15 protein-coding genes are annotated in these 18,478 nt (G+C 64.5%); 11 read left to right on the top strand and 4 right to left on the bottom strand.

Features of this window, described 5'->3' with window-relative positions:
• Positions 1-335: 335 nt before the first annotated feature.
• Positions 336-854 (top strand): 50S ribosomal protein L10, encoded by a 519-nt coding sequence (gene rplJ, locus ACP694_RS00075; protein ID WP_426009264.1) that lies wholly within the window; start codon positions 336-338, stop codon positions 852-854.
• 45 nt (positions 855-899) lie between these two features.
• Positions 900-1,280 (top strand): 50S ribosomal protein L7/L12, encoded by a 381-nt coding sequence (rplL, locus tag ACP694_RS00070; RefSeq protein ID WP_426009262.1) that lies wholly within the window; start codon positions 900-902, stop codon positions 1,278-1,280.
• Positions 1,281-1,409: 129 nt separating this feature from the next.
• Here rplL and ACP694_RS00065 read toward each other — a convergent pair whose 3' ends face one another.
• Positions 1,410-2,189, bottom strand: a complete 780-nt coding sequence (locus tag ACP694_RS00065) for an EAL domain-containing protein (RefSeq protein ID WP_426009259.1) — start codon at positions 2,187-2,189, stop codon at positions 1,410-1,412.
• A gap of 133 nt (positions 2,190-2,322) precedes the next feature.
• Here ACP694_RS00065 and ACP694_RS00060 point away from each other — a divergent pair, with 133 nt between their 5' ends.
• The 5 genes from ACP694_RS00060 (at position 2,323) to ACP694_RS00040 (ending at position 11,813) form a co-directional block, all read left to right on the top strand.
• The gene (locus ACP694_RS00060) at positions 2,323-2,481 is read left to right on the top strand and encodes a hypothetical protein (RefSeq protein ID WP_426009256.1); all 159 of its coding nucleotides are present in this window, start codon (positions 2,323-2,325) and stop codon (positions 2,479-2,481) included.
• Between the two features lie 344 nt (positions 2,482-2,825).
• A complete protein-coding gene (rpoB, locus tag ACP694_RS00055) occupies positions 2,826-6,908 on the top strand; it encodes a DNA-directed RNA polymerase subunit beta (RefSeq protein ID WP_426009254.1) in 4,083 nt (1,360 codons plus the stop codon).
• A 101-nt stretch (positions 6,909-7,009) separates the two neighbouring features.
• Positions 7,010-11,197 carry a DNA-directed RNA polymerase subunit beta' gene (gene rpoC, locus ACP694_RS00050; RefSeq protein ID WP_426009251.1) on the top strand — a complete coding sequence of 1,396 codons (4,188 nt, stop codon included), beginning with the start codon at positions 7,010-7,012 and terminating at the stop codon, positions 11,195-11,197.
• Positions 11,198-11,390: 193 nt separating this feature from the next.
• A complete protein-coding gene (locus tag ACP694_RS00045) occupies positions 11,391-11,684 on the top strand; it encodes a hypothetical protein (protein WP_426009248.1) in 294 nt (97 codons plus the stop codon).
• On the top strand, positions 11,685-11,813 hold the full coding sequence (locus ACP694_RS00040; RefSeq protein ID WP_426009246.1) for a hypothetical protein: 129 nt from the start codon (positions 11,685-11,687) through the stop codon (positions 11,811-11,813).
• 208 nt (positions 11,814-12,021) lie between these two features.
• Here ACP694_RS00040 and ACP694_RS00035 read toward each other — a convergent pair whose 3' ends face one another.
• The 3 genes from ACP694_RS00035 to ACP694_RS00025 all read right to left on the bottom strand — a co-directional run bounded on the left by ACP694_RS00035 (position 12,022) and on the right by ACP694_RS00025 (position 14,484).
• Complete coding sequence (locus ACP694_RS00035) at positions 12,022-12,798, bottom strand: hypothetical protein (protein WP_426009244.1); 777 nt, start codon at positions 12,796-12,798, stop codon at positions 12,022-12,024.
• Between the two features lie 187 nt (positions 12,799-12,985).
• Positions 12,986-13,696, bottom strand: a complete 711-nt coding sequence (locus ACP694_RS00030; RefSeq protein WP_426009242.1) for a hypothetical protein — start codon at positions 13,694-13,696, stop codon at positions 12,986-12,988.
• Positions 13,697-13,824: 128 nt separating this feature from the next.
• Positions 13,825-14,484, bottom strand: coding sequence for a hypothetical protein (locus ACP694_RS00025; RefSeq protein ID WP_426009239.1), 660 nt, complete (start codon positions 14,482-14,484; stop codon positions 13,825-13,827).
• 375 nt (positions 14,485-14,859) lie between these two features.
• On the opposite strand from ACP694_RS00025, the gene rpsL reads away from it, so the two are divergent.
• The 4 genes from rpsL to ACP694_RS00005 all read left to right on the top strand — a co-directional run.
• Positions 14,860-15,231, top strand: coding sequence for a 30S ribosomal protein S12 (gene rpsL, locus ACP694_RS00020; protein ID WP_007661566.1), 372 nt, complete (start codon positions 14,860-14,862; stop codon positions 15,229-15,231).
• A gap of 12 nt (positions 15,232-15,243) precedes the next feature.
• Positions 15,244-15,717: a 30S ribosomal protein S7 gene (rpsG, locus tag ACP694_RS00015; protein ID WP_426009236.1), complete on the top strand. Its 474-nt coding sequence runs from the start codon at positions 15,244-15,246 to the stop codon at positions 15,715-15,717.
• A 114-nt stretch (positions 15,718-15,831) separates the two neighbouring features.
• A complete protein-coding gene (gene fusA / locus ACP694_RS00010; protein WP_426009233.1) occupies positions 15,832-17,910 on the top strand; it encodes an elongation factor G in 2,079 nt (692 codons plus the stop codon).
• A gap of 77 nt (positions 17,911-17,987) precedes the next feature.
• The coding region (locus ACP694_RS00005; protein ID WP_426009230.1) for a GTP-binding protein at positions 17,988-18,478 on the top strand (491 nt) is incomplete at its 3' end.

The following is an 18,478-nucleotide window of genomic DNA, read 5'->3' as shown; positions in this document are numbered from 1 at the left end:
CCTGCTCCCACCAGGGAAAGCGGGGGATGCTGCCTGTTGATCTTCCACGCCAAACCGTCTATACGCCGCCCCTTCTCCGTCGGGCTCGCCCGGCGAAGACCTGTTTGTGAACAGCGGGGCGTGGGGTCACCAGCGCCATAATCGAGGAAGAGCCCTTCCTCGCCGTCGGGAGACAGGGATGGACAAGACCACGCCATGCTCGCCTTCGGGATGAGACGCGCGGCTGACTTTCCTTGGAACAGGCTGATGCAACTCGCGTGCGGGAGCGATCCCTCATGCGTCGAGCATTCGGCTGCCGGAATAGTCCGGCCGCTGTCATTGAGTAGGAGACCGCAATGGACCGCGCTCAAAAGCAGGAGTCGATCGAATCGCTGAAAAGCGTTTTCGAAGGCGCCGGCGCTGTCGTCGTGACCCACTACATGGGCATGACCGTTGCGGAAATGACTGAACTGCGTAGCCGCCTCCGCAAGGAATCGGCCACGTTCCAGGTGGTGAAGAACACCCTCGTCCAGAAGGCCCTGAACGGCTCGATCGGTGAAGAGGGCGCCGCCCTGTTCACGGGTCCGGTCGCCATCGCCTTCGGCAAGGATCCTGTCTCCGCCGCCAAGATCGTCACCCAGTACGCCAAGGAAAACGAGAAGCTCAAGCTTGTCGGCGGCATTCTGGGCCAGACGACGGTTCTGGACGAAACGGCCGTGCGCGCTCTCGCCACGCTGCCGTCGCTCGACCAGATCCGTGGCAAGCTTATCGGCCTCATCCAGGCTCCGGCGACCAAGATCGCTGGCGTCCTGCAGGCTCCGGCTGGCCAACTGGCGCGCGTCTTCAACGCCTATGCGACCAAAGACGCCGCGTAACGGTCATCTCCGCACAAATCCCCTCATTCTCTAAGGAAATTGAACATGTCGAAGCTCGAAAAGCTGGTTGAAGAACTGTCCACCCTGTCGGTCCTCGAAGCCGCTGATCTGTCGAAGCTGCTGGAAGAAAAGTGGGGCGTCTCGGCCGCCGCTCCGGTCGCCGCCGCTGGCCCCGCCGCCGCCGCTGGCCCGGTCGAAGAAGCCGAAGTGCAAACCGAGTTCACCGTTGTCCTGACCGCCGGTGGCGAGAAGAAGATCAACGTGATCAAGGAAGTCCGCGGCGTCCGTCCGGACCTCGGCCTGAAGGAAGCCAAGGATCTGGTCGAAGGCGCTCCGCAGAACATCGTCGAAAACGTCTCCAAGCAAGTCGCCGACGAAGTCGCCAAGAAGCTGACCGAAGCCGGCGCCACCGTCGTCGTGAAGTAATTCACGATCCGCGCCTCGGCGCGGGTGGCCGGTGTCAGTTCTCTGACTCCAAGTGAACGGCCCCGGAGGGAAACCTCCGGGGCCGTTTTCTATTGGGGATCAGTCTTGGTGAAAGGGTAGGGGCGCAGGTCAGCCGGCCTTGGCGCGGACGGCTTCCCGGCCAGGCCAGACCGGTGTCGCCAAGGCGTCGAGCGCGGGCTTGGCCAGCAAGTAGCCCTGCATGAGGTCGACGCCGAGCTCGCGCAGCACCTGATACTCGGCGATGGTTTCGACGCCTTCGCAGATCGGCGTGACACCCAGGTCGCGCAGCATGTCCAGGGTCGAACGGACAATGGTCTGCTTGACCGTGCTGGTGTCGATGTCGCGGATCAGGTCCATGTCCAGCTTGACCAGGTCAGGCTGAAATTTCGACAACAGCCCCAGTCCCGCGTAGCCCGCCCCGAAATCGTCGATCGCGGTCTGGAAACCCATGGCGCGGTAGCTGCGCAGGATGTGGAGGATGTGGTCGGTGTCGAGCCGCTCCACCTCGGTGAACTCGAAGATGATCCGGTTCAGCGGAAAGCCCGTGCGCATCGCCGCCGCGAGGGTCAGGCGGATACAGGCCCGGGGCTCATAGACGGCGTTGGGCAGGAAATTGATCGACAGGCTGGCCCCGTCGGCGGCCATGTTGAGGGCGGCGGCCTGCTCGATCGCCGTGACCCGGCAGAGCTGGTCGAAGGCGTAGCGATTGGTTTCCGAGACCTGGGACAGGATGAAGCCCGCGCCTTCGCCCGCAGCCCCGCGCACCAGGGCCTCATGGGCGAACACCGTGCCGGCGTTGGCGTCGACGACCGGCTGGAAGGCCATGATGATCGGCAGGTCGAAACCGGCGCCGTCGCGACAACCGTCGCAGTTGGACTTGGCGGTCATGCGGGAAACTTTCATAACGCGATGAAAATCGAGCATGGCTGCGGAAGCTGAATAATCGGTGTTCATTCGCCTCGCGATTTGCGAGGCTATCGCGGGCCCTGCAACCTTGTGGGCCGAGCGACGTTTCCGACCCATGCTCAAGCTCGCCGCCCTGCTGCTCGTTCTGATGATCGTCTTCGGTCTGCTCAGCTTCGTGTTCCACATCGCCGTTGCCCTGACCAAGATCGCCTTCTTCATCTGCCTGATCGGGCTGGGGATCTCGTTGGTCGGCAGGGTGTTCAAGAAGGTCTGACGCGCGAGCCGGGCCGCGAGAAGATGAGGCGCGACCGGTTCCCGGCGCGCCGTTAGGGTTTTGTGGATAAAGCCCCTTCCCATCCCCACCCGCCTGTCCTATATCCGCCAGTCCACGAAGACATTCGGCGGAACGCGCACGCGCGTGTCTGCATCTAACGCCCCGAGGCGCGGTCAGCTGCCCTCCGACCCGCGCGAAGGGGCGCCCATCAAGCTTCCGGTCCCGGTCGCTCGATAGGGGAATTGCAGCGTCCAGCGTTCTCTCGAGAAGGGAACGGCGAGGGTGGACGCTAAGACAATCGAATTCACGCGCGGACTCCAAGTTCCGCGTCGCAGGGAAAAAACATGGCGCAATCCTTCACCGGCAAGAAGCGGATCCGGAAGTCTTTCGGCCGCATCCCCGAAGCTGTGCAGATGCCGAACCTGATCGAGGTTCAGCGCTCCTCCTACGAACAGTTCCTGCAGCGCGAAGTCCGTCCGGGCGTGCGCAAGGACGAGGGTATCGAGGCGGTCTTCAAGTCGGTGTTCCCGATCAAGGACTTCAACGAGCGCGCGGTGCTCGAATACGTCTCGTACGAATTCGAAGAGCCCAAGTACGACGTTGAGGAATGCATCCAGCGCGACATGACCTTCGCGGCGCCGCTGAAGGTCAAGCTGCGGCTGATCGTCTTTGAAACGGAAGAAGAGACGGGGGCCCGGTCCGTCAAGGACATCAAGGAGCAGGACGTCTACATGGGCGACATCCCGCTCATGACGGAAAAAGGCACCTTCATCGTCAACGGCACCGAGCGGGTCATCGTCTCGCAGATGCACCGCTCGCCCGGCGTGTTCTTCGACCACGACAAGGGCAAGACCCACGCCTCGGGCAAGCTGCTGTTCGCCGCCCGCGTCATCCCCTATCGCGGCTCGTGGCTCGACTTCGAGTTCGACGCCAAGGACGTGGTCTATGTCCGCATCGACCGTCGCCGCAAACTGCCCGCCACCACCTTCCTCTATGCCCTGGGGATGGACGGCGAAGAGATCCTGACGACCTTCTATGACGTGGTGCCCTTCGAGAAGCGCACCACGGCCGGCGCCGAAGGCTGGGCTACCCCGTACAAGGCCGAGCGCTGGCGCGGCGTGAAGCCGGAATTCGCCCTGATCGACGCCGACACCGGCGAGGAAGTGGCCCCGGGCGGTATCAAGATCACCGCCCGCCAAGCCAAGAAGCTGGCCGACGGCGGCTTGAAGACCTTGCTGCTGGCCCCCGAAGCCCTGACCGGCCGCTACCTGGCCCGCGACGCCGTCAACTATGAGAACGGCGAGATCTACGCCGAAGCCGGCGACGAGCTGGACGTCGCCTCGATCGAGGCCCTGGCCGCCCAAGGCTTCAGCACCATCGACGTGCTGGACATCGACCACGTCACGGTCGGCGCCTACATGCGCAACACCCTGCGCGTCGACAAGAACGCCGTCCGCGAGGACGCGCTGTTCGACATCTATCGCGTGATGCGTCCGGGCGAGCCGCCGACCGTGGAAGCGGCCGAAGCGATGTTCAAGTCGCTGTTCTTCGACGCCGAACGCTACGACCTGTCGGCCGTCGGCCGGGTCAAGATGAACATGCGGCTGGAGCTGGACGCTTCGGACGAGATGCGCGTGCTTCGCAAGGAAGACGTGCTGGCGGTCCTCAAGCTGCTGGTCGGCCTGCGCGACGGTCGCGGCGAAATCGACGACATCGACAACCTCGGCAACCGCCGGGTGCGTTCGGTCGGCGAACTGCTGGAAAACCAGTACCGCGTCGGTCTGCTGCGCATGGAGCGCGCCATCAAGGAACGCATGTCGTCCGTCGACATCGACACCGTGATGCCGCACGACCTGATCAACGCCAAGCCGGCCGCGGCCTCGGTGCGTGAATTCTTCGGCTCCTCGCAGCTGTCGCAGTTCATGGACCAGACCAACCCGCTGTCGGAGATCACCCACAAGCGCCGCCTCTCGGCGCTTGGCCCGGGCGGTCTGACCCGCGAGCGCGCCGGCTTCGAAGTCCGCGACGTTCACCCGACCCACTACGGCCGCATCTGCCCGATCGAAACGCCGGAAGGCCCGAACATCGGCCTGATCAACTCGCTGGCCACCCACGCCCGGGTCAACAAGTACGGCTTCATCGAGAGCCCCTACCGTCGCGTCGCCGACGGCAAGCCGCTCGACGAGGTCGTCTACATGTCGGCCATGGAAGAGTCGAAGCACGTCATCGCCCAGTCCAACATCAAGGTGTTGAACGGCGAGATCGTCGACGACCTGGTGCCCGGCCGGATCAATGGCGAACCCACGCTCCTGCAAAAGGAGATGGTCGACCTGATGGACGTGTCGCCGCGCCAAGTGGTTTCGGTGGCCGCGGCCCTGATCCCCTTCCTGGAAAACGATGACGCCAACCGCGCCCTGATGGGCTCGAACATGCAGCGTCAGGCCGTGCCCCTCGTGCAATCCGATGCTCCCCTTGTCGGGACCGGCATGGAAGCCGTGGTCGCCCGTGACTCGGGCGCCGTGGTCATCGCCAAGCGCACCGGCGTGGTGGAGCAGATCGACGGTACGCGTATCGTCGTCCGCGCCACGGAAGAAACCGACGCCGCCCGTTCGGGCGTCGACATCTACCGCCTCAGCAAGTTCCAGCGCTCGAACCAGTCGACCTGCATCAACCAGCGTCCGCTGGTGAAGGTGGGCGACCGGATCAATAGCGGCGACATCATCGCCGACGGTCCCTCGACCGAGCTGGGTGAACTGGCCCTGGGCCGCAACGCGCTCGTCGCGTTCATGCCCTGGAATGGCTACAACTTCGAAGACTCGATCCTGATCTCCGAACGCATCGTCCGCGACGACGTCTTCACCTCGATCCACATCGAGGAATTCGAAGTCATGGCCCGCGATACGAAGCTCGGCCCGGAAGAGATCACCCGCGACATTCCCAATGTCGGCGAGGAAGCCCTGCGCAACCTCGACGAAGCGGGCATCGTGGCGATCGGCGCCGAAGTCCAGCCGGGCGACATCCTGGTCGGCAAGGTCACCCCGAAAGGGGAGTCGCCCATGACGCCGGAAGAAAAGCTCCTGCGCGCCATCTTCGGTGAAAAGGCCTCGGACGTCCGCGACACCAGCCTGCGCCTGCCCCCGGGCGTCGCCGGCACGATCGTCGATGTTCGCGTGTTCAACCGTCACGGCGTCGACAAGGACGAACGCGCCCTGGCCATCGAACGCTCGGAAATCGACCGGCTGGGCAAGGACCGCGACGACGAATTCGCGATTCTGAACCGCAACATCTCGGGCCGTCTGCGCGAGCTGCTGATCGGCAATGTCGCGCTGTCGGGCCCCAAGGGCCTGTCGCGCGGCCAGATCTCGGCCGAGAACCTGTCGGAAGTCCAACCCGGCCTCTGGTGGCAGATCGCCCTGGAAGACGAGAAGGCGATGGGCGAACTGGAAAGCCTGCGCAAGCTGTTCGACGAGAACCGCAAGCGTCTGGACCGCCGCTTCGAGGACAAGGTCGACAAGCTGCAGCGCGGCGACGAACTGCCTCCGGGCGTGATGAAGATGGTCAAGGTCTTCGTGGCCGTGAAGCGCAAGCTTCAGCCCGGCGACAAGATGGCCGGCCGTCACGGCAACAAGGGCGTCATCTCGCGCATCCTGCCGATCGAGGACATGCCGTTCCTCGCCGACGGGACGCATGTGGACGTCGTTCTGAACCCGCTGGGCGTGCCTTCGCGCATGAACGTCGGCCAGATCTTCGAAACCCACCTGGGTTGGGCCTGCGCCGGTCTCGGCAAGCAGATCACCACCCTGCTCGAGGACTGGCAGGCCGGTGGCCAGAAGCAGGCCCTGATCGATCGTCTGACCGAGATCTATGGTCCTGACGAGGAACTGCCGGAAACCGAGGAAGAGCTGGTCGAACTGGCCCGCAACCTCGGAAAGGGCGTTCCGATCGCCACGCCCGTCTTTGACGGCGCGCGGATCGGCGATATCGAGGACCACCTGCGCATGGCGGGTCTCGACCCCTCGGGCCAGTCGATCCTGTTCGACGGCCAGACGGGCGACCAGTTCAAACGTCCGGTCACGGTCGGCTACATCTACATGCTGAAGCTGCACCACTTGGTCGACGACAAGATCCACGCCCGTTCGATCGGTCCGTACTCGCTCGTCACGCAACAGCCGCTGGGGGGTAAGGCCCAGTTCGGCGGTCAGCGCTTCGGGGAAATGGAAGTGTGGGCTCTGGAAGCCTACGGCGCGGCCTACACCCTGCAGGAAATGCTGACGGTGAAGTCTGACGACGTGGCCGGCCGGACCAAGGTCTACGAGTCGATCGTCCGCGGCGACGACACGTTCGAAGCCGGTATCCCGGAAAGCTTCAACGTGCTGGTCAAGGAAATGCGCTCGCTCGGCCTGAACGTCGAGCTGGAGAACAGCTGATCCGAAGAACTTCCCTCTTCGCCCGAAAGGGCGGGGAGGGGTCTTCGATCGCCGCTCTCCGACTTTGAATTTTCGCGGGTAATCCCGCAGAAGGAACCAAGATGAACCAGGAAATCCTGAACATCTTCAATCCGGTCCAGGCCGCTCCGACCTTCGACCAGATCCGCATTTCGCTGGCCTCGCCGGAAAAGATCCGCTCGTGGTCGTTCGGCGAGATCAAGAAGCCCGAAACCATCAACTATCGCACGTTCAAGCCCGAGCGTGACGGCCTGTTCTGCGCCCGTATCTTTGGCCCGACCAAGGACTACGAATGCCTGTGCGGCAAGTACAAGCGCATGAAGTACAAGGGCATCATCTGCGAAAAGTGCGGCGTTGAAGTCACCCTGGCCCGCGTCCGTCGCGAGCGCATGGGTCACATCGAGCTGGCCTCGCCGGTCGCCCACATCTGGTTCCTGAAGAGCTTGCCCTCGCGCATCGCCATGATGCTGGACATGCCTCTGAAGGACATCGAACGCGTCCTGTACTTCGAATATTACATCATCACCGAGCCGGGCCTGACCCCGCTGAAGCAGCACCAGCTGCTCAGCGAGGACGATTTCATGCGCGCCCAGGACGAGTATGGCGATGACAGCTTCACCGCCGAGATCGGCGCCGAAGCCATCCAGAACCTGCTGAAGGCGATCGACCTCGACAAGGAAGCCGAACGCCTGCGCGAAGAGCTGGCCGGCACCGTGTCGGACATGAAGCAAAAGAAGTTCAGCAAGCGCCTGAAGATTCTCGAAGCCTTCTCAGAGTCGGGCAACCGCCCCGAATGGATGGTTCTGACGGTCGTGCCGGTCATTCCGCCGGAACTGCGCCCGCTGGTGCCGCTGGACGGCGGCCGCTTCGCCACCTCCGACCTGAACGACCTCTATCGCCGGGTCATCAACCGCAACAACCGCCTCAAGCGCCTGATCGAACTGCGCGCCCCCGACATCATCATCCGCAACGAAAAGCGGATGCTGCAGGAATCGGTGGATGCGTTGTTCGACAACGGCCGTCGTGGTCGCGTCATCACGGGCGCCAACAAGCGTCCCCTGAAGTCGCTGGCCGACATGCTGAAGGGCAAGCAAGGCCGCTTCCGCCAGAACCTGCTGGGCAAGCGCGTCGACTATTCGGGCCGTTCGGTGATCGTGGTCGGTCCCGACCTGAAACTGCACGAGTGCGGCCTGCCCAAGAAGATGGCGCTCGAGCTGTTCAAGCCGTTCATCTATGCGCGCCTGGACGCCAAGGGCCTTTCGGGCACCGTCAAGCAGTCCAAGCGCATGGTCGAACGCGAACAGCCCCAGGTGTGGGACATCCTCGAAGAGGTGATCCGCGAGCACCCGGTGATGCTGAACCGCGCGCCGACGCTTCACCGCCTGGGCATCCAGGCGTTCGAGCCCAAGCTGATCGAGGGCAAGGCCATCCAGCTGCACCCGCTGGTCTGCGCCGCGTTTAACGCCGACTTCGACGGCGACCAGATGGCTGTCCACGTCCCGCTGAGCCTCGAGGCTCAGCTGGAAGCGCGCGTCCTGATGATGTCGACCAACAACATCCTGTCGCCCGCCAACGGCCGACCGATCATCGTGCCGTCGCAGGACATCGTCCTGGGCCTGTACTATCTGTCGGTCGCTCGCGAGGGTGAACCGGGTGAAGGCAAGATCTTCGCCGACCTGGGCGAGATCGAAGCCGCCATGGACGCCGGCGTCGTCAGCCTGCACGCCAAGATCAAGTCGCGCTTTACCGAAATGGACGCCGACGGCGTCGTGCGTCGCCGGGTGATCGACACTACGCCGGGCCGGATGAAGATCGCCGCCCTTCTGCCGCAGCACACTGCGATCGGTCACCGACTGATCGAGAAAGCGCTGACCAAGAAGGAAATCGGCAATCTGATCGACATCGTCTACCGCCACTGCGGTCAGAAGGCGACGGTGATCTTCGCCGACCAGATCATGGGTCTGGGCTTCAAGGAAGCGGCCAAGGCCGGCATCTCCTTCGGCAAGGACGACATCATCATCCCGAAGCGGAAAGAGGCGATCGTCGCCGAAACCCGCACCCTGGCCGAGGAGTACGAGCAACAGTACGCCGACGGCCTGATCACCAAGGGCGAGAAGTACAACAAGGTCGTCGACGCCTGGGCCAAGGCCACCGATCGCGTCGCCGACGAGATGATGGCCGAGCTTCAGATGAAGCATAAGGACGAGAACGGCCGCGAGAAGGAGATCAACGCTATCTACATGATGGCCCACTCCGGCGCCCGGGGCTCGCAAGCCCAGATGAAGCAACTCGGCGGCATGCGCGGCCTGATGGCCAAGCCCTCCGGCGAGATCATCGAGACCCCGATCGTCTCGAACTTCAAGGAAGGCCTGACCGTTCAGGAATACTTCAACTCGACCCACGGCGCCCGCAAGGGCCTGGCGGACACCGCGCTGAAGACCGCCAACTCCGGCTATCTGACCCGTCGTCTGGTCGACGTGGCGCAGGACTGCATCATCGTCGAGGAAGACTGCGGCACCACGCGGGGCATCACCCTGCGCGCCGTGGTCGAGGGCGGCGACGTCCTCGTCTCGCTGGGCATGCGCGTCCTGGGCCGCTTCTCGGCCGAGGACATCAAGGACCCGGCGACCGGCGAGATCGTCATCCCGGCCGACACTTACCTGACCGAGAACATGGCCGACGCCATCGAGACGGCTGCGGTTCAGTCGGTGAAGGTGCGTTCGGTCCTGACCTGCGAAGCCAAGGTCGGCGTCTGCGGCGCCTGTTACGGCCGTGACCTGGCCCGCGGGACCCCGGTGAACATCGGTGAAGCGGTTGGCGTCATCGCCGCCCAATCCATCGGCGAGCCCGGCACCCAGCTGACGATGCGGACCTTCCACATCGGCGGCACCGCCCAGGTGGCCGAGCAGTCGTTCTTCGAAAGCAGCAACGACGGTACGGTCCGCGTGACCGGCGCCACCGTTGTCGGCACCGAAGGCTTCCTGGTGGTCATGAGCCGCAATACGGCCGTGAGCGTCCTGGTCGACGGCAAGGAACGCGAGAATTACAAGCCGCCGTACGGCGCGCGCCTGAAGATCAAGAACGGCGACAAGGTGAAGCGTGGCCAGCGTCTGGCCGATTGGGACCCCTACACCACCCCGATCATCACCGAAGTGGCCGGCAAGATCCGTGCGGAAGACCTGGTGGACGGCTTCTCCGTCCGCGAGGAAACCGACGAAGCCACCGGCATCGCGCAACGCGTGATCGCCGACTGGCGGACCTCGGCCCGCGCCTCGGACCTGCGTCCGGCCATGGGCGTGCTGGCCGAGGACGGCTCCTATGTTCGCCTGGCCAATGGCGGCGAGGCTCGCTACCTGATGTCGGTCGGCGCCATTCTCTCCGTTGGTGACGGCGACATGGTCAAGCCGGGCGAGGTCATCGCGCGGATCCCCACCGAAGGCGCCAAGACCCGCGACATCACCGGCGGTCTGCCGCGTGTCGCCGAACTCTTCGAAGCCCGCCGTCCCAAGGACTGCGCGGTCATCGCGGAAATGGATGGTCGTGTCGAATTCGGCAAGGATTACAAGAACAAGCGCCGTATCAAGATCACCCCGGAAGTCGACGCAGACGGCAACCAGGGCGAAGCGGTCGAGTTCCTGATCCCCAAGGGCAAGCATATCGCGGTGCACGATGGCGACTTCATCGCGCGCGGCGAGTACATCATCGACGGCAACCCGGATCCGCACGACATCCTGCGCATCCTGGGCGTCGAGGCCCTGGCCAACTTCCTCGTGGACGAAATCCAGGAGGTCTACCGACTGCAGGGCGTGCCGATCAACGACAAGCACATCGAGACGATCGTTCGTCAGATGCTGCAAAAGGTCGAGATCCTCGATCCCGGCGACACCGGCCTGATCAAGGGCGACCACCTCGACAAGCCCGAGTTCTATGTCGAGCAGGACCGTGCGACCGCCCGTGGCGGCCGTGGGGCGACCACTCAGCCGGTTCTGCTGGGCATCACCAAGGCGAGCTTGCAAACCAAGAGCTTCATCTCGGCCGCGTCGTTCCAGGAAACGACCCGCGTCCTGACCGAAGCCTCGGTGCACGGCAAGACCGACACCCTGGAAGGCCTGAAGGAAAACGTCATCGTGGGTCGCCTGATCCCCGCCGGTACGGGTTCCTACCTGCGCAGCCTGCAGCGCGTCGCCGCCAGGCGCGACGAGCAACTGGCCCAGCAGCGCGAAGACGCGATGGAGCCGCTGCCCGCGGTCATCGCCAACGCCGACGCCTAAGCGTCGACCACGGACTGAAGCGGAACGGCCCGGGAGCAATCCCGGGCCGTTTTTTTATTGGGTCACCCATCGGTACGCCACGATCTTCAAATACCGCGACTAAAGCTCTAGGCGGAGTTTGTGTCGTAGCGTTACGAAAGGTTGTGTCGCGGCCCGCCGTTGATGGCAGGCGCGGGGCGGGGCGGGGGCGCCCATGGACAAGGAAATCGTCGATCGCGCCCTGGACGCGCTGGATCGCCTGATGCGGATGTTCCAGGTCGAGCGCTTCGTCTACATGATCCGCGCGATCGTCTCGTTCCTGCTGTTGATCTACGCCGCCTACATCATGTTCGAGACCAAGGGCGTCTCGGTCGCCGAGTTGGGCCTGATCTTCGGGGCCACCGGGCTGACCACGGTGCCCGCCGGGCGGATCACCTACTTCCTCAACAAGTCCTTCAGTCTGATCGAAGCCATCGTGCGCAAGCTTTCCGGGTTGGAGGAGCGTTAGGTGCGGCTCGATCACGACGATCTGGAAGCCCTGGCCCAACTCGAGCGCTTTAGTCGCAAGACCCGGCCATTCCTGCTGATCGGCCTGTTGGCGCCGGCAAGACGGGGAATTGGAGAGCTCACGGCCTGACTGCGTCAGGCCGTGAGCTCTAATCTTCTCTTTTGACGCATTTTTCTTCACGCGAACCAGGACCACTTCGCTCGAAAAATGCTCTCGCCAGCCAACGAAGGCCGTGACCCAGATTCATCCAGAGCGTCTCGTGGGTTTCACCGGGGCCCCGGCCTTCGTCGGGGAGACGGAATATTTGGATGCCGATTCAATCTGAACCAAAGGCGCTTTAGCGCTGCTCGGCGTCCCGCGCGGCCTTCTTCCGCAGCGCCTCGGCCTTGTCGGCGTCCTGCAGATGCTTAAGCCGCTGCTGGGTGGCCGACATCGGGCGGCCCAGGCCGTCCTGCTCGGCCCCGCCGACCCAGGGGATGTCCTTCATCGTGCCGGGACCCTCGCGGCTACGGTGATCGACCCCCACCCCCATCGGCGCGTCGCGCGCCACTTTCTCGGCCTTCTGACGCAAGGCCTGGGCTTCGAAGCCGCGCCGCTTTCCGGCGTCCATCGGCGCTTCATAGACGGGGGCGTTGCGGGCCGCCGCACCCAGGCGCTCGTCGCAGTGCTCGAGTTCACGCCGGTTGAGACCGACGGCCCGCTCATTGGCGCAACCGACGCTGCCGCCACGCAAGGCCGTGCGCAGATCGCCGCGCGGACCTTCGGGCAAGGGGGCGGGGTGGAGATTCTGCATCGTCGGCTTGGCCGGCCCGGCGCGGATCGGCGCAACCAGCGGCGACATGGCCGTGGGCGTGGTCCGTCGAGCGGGCCGAGGTTGGAGCGGCGAGGCGCGCGGCGCGATCTGGTCGGGCGACGGTTGGGGTGGCCAGAGCGTCCGCTCCAGCGTGATCGACAGCGCGTCGTCGTCGTTCGAGCGGTCGGCAAAGGGTATCTCCACAGGCCAGGCCAGGGCCGCCAGCATGGCCCCGTGCAACAGGAGCGAGCCGCCGAGGATCGCGCCGTTCTTCAACCGTTTTCGACGTGCAGCCAGCGAGACCAAGAGCAAACTCGACAAGGAAGAACCGGCGGCCAGACTTTCCACTGGGCGTGGCGAAACCGTGGCCGCTGAACGCGAGATGGGAGGCCTGTGGGTGCGCGCTAGAGCATTTTTCGCGTGAAGTGGTTCCGGTTCGCGTGAAGAAGAATGCGTCAAAACAGAAGATCAGAGCTCACGGCCTGACGCAGTCAGGTCGGGAAATGCTCTAGTATGGCTTGCGGATGTCGCCCTCCGGGGTCAGCGATCCGGTAGGCGCCTGGATGAAGCAAGGCCCGGCCCGCAGAGCGTTTGGCGGTCCCTTGGGCGCCTTGTCGGCGTTCGGACCGAATTTCACCGAGCACCCGACACGGGGGCCATGTCCGGAGTGCACGCTGCGTTCCTCGCCGAAGAGTCCGCCCGACCCGCGCGCGGTCAGCGGGACCATCTGGCCCGGGTCGCGGTAGGCCTCGGCGACGGCGTCGTAATAGGCCCGCTTGGCCGGATCGATCGGCGCGGGCAGGGGCTGGGCGTTTCGCGCCTGCGCGCCCAGTCGCTCGGCGCAACGCTCGCGTTCCTCGCGATTGAGGTCCAGGCCATGGCTGTTGGAACAGCCGAGGCCGCTGCCCCGCAACAACGCCCGCAGGTCGGTCCCGCCCTTGCCGGGGCTGGCCACGGGCCCCGGCGGCGCGGTGGCGACGGGGGCCAGGCCGAACGGATCGGCCTCGACAGGCGCGACAAGTGCGGGACGTGGTCGAGGGGCGGGCTGACCGGCTCCGGTGGTCGCGACTCCCAAGCGCCGGGGCCGTTGCAGCACCAGGTCGATGGCGTCCTCGTCGTTGGAGCGGTCCGGAAAGCTCTCGATCACCGACCAGGCCAGGGCTGTCAAAACCGCAGCGTGGGCCAGTAGCGACACAGCCAGGACGGCGCCGCGACGCATGGGCTTTGCGCGCGCCGCGGCCGTGGCCAGGGACCGGGATTGGGACAAGAGCAACTCGACTGTGACGAACGGCCAAGCCTTGCGACCGCGCATGGCGAAACCGTGGCGGCCAAAGGCCGAACGGGTGACTAGTAAGATTTGCGCAACGTGGTCTCAGGCGTTGGCGGGCCTGTCGCCGGCCGGACAAAGCAGGGTCCCGAGGACGGCGGCTCGGCGTTGGGCCCAAACTTCATGGAACAACCCACGCGCGGGCCGCGGCCAGCGCGAAGCCGATCGTCGGCGCCAAACAGGCCGCTGGCGCCGCGAGCCGCGAGGGGGACGATGGCGCGCCGTGGCGCCTGGGCGCGGGCGACGGCGTCGTAGTCGGCGCGCTTTTCCGGCGTGATCGACGTGAGGCGCAACGGGGTCTTGCGGGCGAGGGCGCCCAGCCGCTCCCGGCAGAGGTCGCGCTCGGCCGCCGACAGTAGGGCCTCGCGCGTGTCCAGGCAGGCCGGGTTGCTGGCGCGCAGAACCGCGCCAAGGTCGCCAAACGAGCGGGGCAGGGCGGTTTCGGCGATCGTGGCGGCCGGCGGGGCCGGCGGTTCGGTCGGCGCGGGCCTTGGTCTTACAACAGGCCTAGGGACGGGAGCGCTGCCGTCTTCGGGCTCGAGCCATGGCGCATCGCGCGCCACCCGCCTGATCTCGACGGCGCTCCGATCGCTTGAACGCTCGCTAAAGCGCGTCACGGTGGGCCGCGCCAGGATCAGCAGGACCAGCCCGCTCAGCCCGAGCAGGCCGGCCAGGACCACGCCGAGTCGCGGCCAATCGCGTTGGGATTCCGGTGAGCTCTAGAGAGGCCTCGTGGCAGAACGAACGGGCCGACAATTGCCGCAAGACGTGACGCAAGCGTGACTGTTAGGGGGTCTTTAACCAACGCAAACGGGCCGATTGACGTACGAGGCGTTCGCGAGTAGTTTCCGCGCTCTTTTCGAGGCGGACCCTGTCCGTCCTGATGAGCGCCCGTCCCTTACCCCGACGGATAGCCCGCCGGAACGCCACTCGCGTCCCGGCGAGTTTCGTGTTTATCAGGTCCCCCTTGGGGGCCGAGAAAGCCGGACGAAAAACAACAAGGACCCGAAGCGCTTCGGCCGACAGGCACACGCTTCCATCAGAGCAGAGACTGAATGCCTACCGTCAACCAGCTCATCCGCAAGCCGCGCCAGCCCAAGCCGGTCCGGAACAAGGTGCCCGCCCTGAAGGGCTGCCCCCAACGTCGCGGTGTTTGCACCCGCGTCTACACGACCACCCCGAAGAAGCCGAACTCGGCGCTTCGTAAGGTCGCCAAGGTCCGTTTGACCACCGGCATCGAAGCCGTGTGCTACATCCCGGGCGAAGGCCACAACCTGCAGGAGCACTCTGTGGTGCTCATCCGCGGCGGCCGCGTCAAGGATTTGCCCGGCGTCCGCTACCACATCCTGCGCGGCGTCCTCGACACCCAAGGTGTCAAGGATCGTAAGCAGCGTCGTTCGCTCTACGGCGCCAAGCGTCCGAAGTAAGGAAAAAGAAGCATGTCACGCCGCCGTCGCGCCGAGAAACGTCAAGTTCTGCCGGACCCGAAGTTCGGAGACCTGATCGTCACGAAATTCATGAACTATGTGATGTACGAGGGCAAAAAAGCCGTCGCTGAAAACATCATCTATGGCGCCTTCGATATCATCGAGACCAAGCGCAAGGACCAGGGCCCCCTGGAAACCTTCCACTCCGCCCTGGACAACGTCGCCCCGGCGATCGAAGTCCGGTCGCGCCGCGTCGGCGGCGCCACCTATCAGGTGCCCGTGGAGGTCCGTCCGGAGCGTCGTCGCGCCCTGGCCATCCGCTGGCTGGTGACCGCCGCGCGCAAGCGTGGCGAAAACACCATGACCGAAAAGCTGGCCGGCGAACTGCTGGACGCTTCCAACAACCGCGGCACCGCGGTGAAGAAGCGTGAAGACACCCACAAGATGGCTGAAGCCAACCGGGCGTTCTCGCACTACCGCTGGTAACCTTTCTCACCAGCACTCTTTCAGGCGCGGGCGGTTTGCGATAAACCGCCCGCGCCGCACGTTTAAATGTCCCCGCTCCAGGTTGGCGCGAGGCAGTCACACAGAGCTAGATCCATGGCCCGCCAGCATAAAATCGAAGACTACCGTAACTTCGGCATCATGGCGCACATCGACGCCGGGAAGACGACGACGACGGAGCGGATCCTGTATTACACAGGTAAGTCGCACAAGATTGGCGAAGTCCACGACGGCGCCGCGACCATGGACTGGATGGACCAGGAACAAGAGCGCGGCATCACCATCACGTCGGCCGCGACGACCGCTTTCTGGAAAGAAAAGCGCCTCAACATCATCGACACCCCAGGCCACGTCGACTTCACGATTGAAGTCGAGCGTTCCTTGCGCGTCCTCGACGGCGCCGTCGCCGTGCTGGACGGTAACGCCGGTGTCGAGCCGCAGACCGAAACCGTCTGGCGCCAGGCCGACAAGTACAACGTGCCGCGTATCGTGTTCGTCAACAAGATGGACAAGATCGGCGCCGACTTCGACAAGTCGGTCGAGTCGATCCGCGACCGCCTGGGCGCCAAGGCCGTGCCGATCCAGTTCCCGATCGGTGCGGAAAACACCCTCAGCGGCCTGGTCGACCTGGTCCGCATGAAGGCCGTCATCTGGGATAATGACGCCTTGGGCGCCAATTTCCGCGACGAGGAAATCCCCGCCGACCTGCTGGCCAAGGCCATCGAAGCCCACGCCTATCTGGTGGAAGCCGCCGTCGAAATGGACGACGAGGCGATGGAAGCCTATCTGGGCGGCGAAGAGCCCTCGGAAGCCGTGCTGAAGAAGTGCATCCGCAAGGCCGTGCTGGAGGGCGCCTTCTATCCGATCCTCTGCGGCTCGGCCTTCAAGAACAAGGGCGTGCAGACGCTGCTGGACGCCGTCGTCGATTACCTGCCGTCGCCGCTGGACATCCCGCCGACCAAGGGCATCGACTTCAAGACCGAAGAAGATATCGTTCGCAAGGCCTCGGACGAAGAGCCGCTGTCGGTTCTGGCGTTCAAGATCATGGACGACCCCTTCGTCGGTTCGCTGACCTTCTGCCGGATCTATTCGGGCAAGCTGGAAACCGGCATGGGCCTGCTGAACTCGACGCGCGACAAGCGCGAGCGGGTGGGCCGGATGCTGCTGATGCACAGCAACAACCGCGAAGACATCAAGGAAGCCTTCGCCGGCGACATCGTCGCCCTGGCCGGCCTCAAGGACACCCGCACCGGAGACACCCTGTGCGATCCTCTGAAGTCGCCGGTCATCCTCGAGCGCATGATCTTCCCGGCTCCGGTCATCGAGATCGCCGTCGAGCCCAAGTCGAAGGCCGACCAGGAAAAGCTGGGCGTCGCCCTGGCCAAGCTGGCCGCCGAGGACCCGTCCTTCACCGTCTCGACCGACTTCGAAAGCGGCCAGACGATCCTGAAGGGCATGGGCGAACTGCACCTGGACATCAAGATCGACATCCTGAAGCGGACCTACAAGGTCGAAGCCAATATCGGCGCGCCGCAGGTGGCCTATCGCGAAAGCCTGGGCCGCAAGGTCGACATCGACTACACCCACAAGAAGCAGACCGGCGGTACGGGCCAGTTCGCCCGCGTCATGATCACGTTCGAACCCGGCGAGCCGGGCTCGGGCTTCGTGTTCGAGAATGACATCGTCGGCGGCGCGGTGCCGAAGGAATATATCCCCGGCGTCGAAAAGGGCCTGCTGTCGGTCAAGGACAACGGTCTGCTGGCCGGCTTCCCGCTGATCGACTTCAAGGCGACCCTGACGGACGGCAAGTACCACGACGTCGACTCCAGCGTGCTGGCGTTCGAAATCGCGTCGCGCGCCGCCTTTAAGGAACTGCGCGAGAAGGGCGCTCCCAAGCTGCTCGAGCCGATCATGGCCGTCGAGGTCGTGACCCCGGAAGAGTATCTGGGTTCGGTCATCGGCGACCTGAACGGTCGTCGCGGGATGATCCAGGGCCAGGACATGCGCGGCAACGCCACGGTGGTGAACGCCTTCGTGCCGCTGGCCAACATGTTCGGCTACGTGAACACCCTGCGCGGCATGAGCCAAGGTCGCGCCCAGTTCACCATGCAATACGATCACTACGAGCCGGTGCCGCAGCATGTCGCCGACGAAGTGATCAAGAAGTACGCCTAAAAGAACCCCAGCAATTCCCATTCAATTTGAGGCCCCCCCACTTTTCTGAGGGGAATGGGGTCCTAAGGTAGAGAAAAATGGCCAAGGAAAAGTTCGAACGTAACAAGCCGCACTGCAACATCGGCACCATCGGTCACGTTGACCATGGCAAGACGACGCTGACGGCCGCGATCACGATCACGCTGGCCAAGCAAGGCGGCGCCAAGGCGATGAACTACGCCGACATCGACGCCGCGCCGGAAGAAAAGGCCCGCGGCATCACGATCAACACCGCGCACGTGGAATATGAGACGAAGAACCGTCACTACGCCCACGTCGACTGCCCCGGCCACGCCGACTATGTGAAGAACATGATCACCGGCGCCGCCCAGATGGACGGCGCGATCCTGGTGGTCTCGGCCGCCGACGGCCCGATGCCCCAGACCCGCGAGCACATCCTGCTGGCCCGGCAGGTCGGCGTGCCGGCCCTGGTCGTCTACATGAACAAGGTCGACCTGGTCGATGACGAAGAGCTGCTCGAGCTGGTCGAGATGGAAGTGCGCGAGCTGCTTTCGTCCTATGACTTCCC

Source organism: Caulobacter sp. DWR2-3-1b2 (assembly GCF_049896345.1).
Lineage (GTDB): Bacteria > Pseudomonadota > Alphaproteobacteria > Caulobacterales > Caulobacteraceae > Caulobacter.
This window is presented reverse-complemented; position numbering and strand designations above follow the sequence as displayed.